The 502-nt window shown below is 54.2% G+C and carries 1 pseudogene; it reads right to left on the bottom strand.

Features of this window, described 5'->3' with window-relative positions:
- Window positions 1–502, bottom strand: a pseudogene (locus ADM33_RS11635) (hypothetical protein); the annotation flags it as partial.

Genomic DNA, 502 nt, shown 5'->3' with positions numbered 1-502 from the left:
AAGTGCGGTAGCAAGTGCTTCAGCGTCAACAAGTGCAGTAGCTTCAGCCTCAGCATCAACTAGCGCGGTAGCTTCAGTCTCAGCGTCAACAAGTGCGGTAGCTTCAGCCTCAGCATCAACAAGTGCGGTCGCATCAGCCTCAGCGTCAACAAGTGCGGTAGCTTCAGCCTCAGCATCAACAAGTGCATCAGCATCAACTAGCGCGGTAGCTTCAGCCTCAGCATCAACAAGTGCGGTCGCTTCAGCTTCAGCGTCAACAAGTGCAGTAGCAAGTGCCTCAGCGTCAACAAGTGCAGTAGCTTCAGCCTCAGCATCAACAAGTGCAGTCGCATCAGCATCAGCATCAACTAGCGCGGTCGCTTCAACCTCAGCATCAACAAGTGCAGTCGATTCAGCCTCAGCATCAACTAGCGCGGTTGCTTCAGCCTCAGCATCGACTAGCGCAGTAGCCTCAGCTTCAGCATCAACCAGCGCGGTAGCAAGTGCTTCAGCATCGACTAGC

The sequence above is a fragment of the Streptococcus oralis genome, assembly GCF_001075875.1.
Classification (GTDB): domain Bacteria; phylum Bacillota; class Bacilli; order Lactobacillales; family Streptococcaceae; genus Streptococcus; species Streptococcus oralis_I.
The sequence above is the reverse complement of the archived record's forward strand: the minus strand, read 5'-3'. Positions and strand labels throughout refer to the sequence as shown.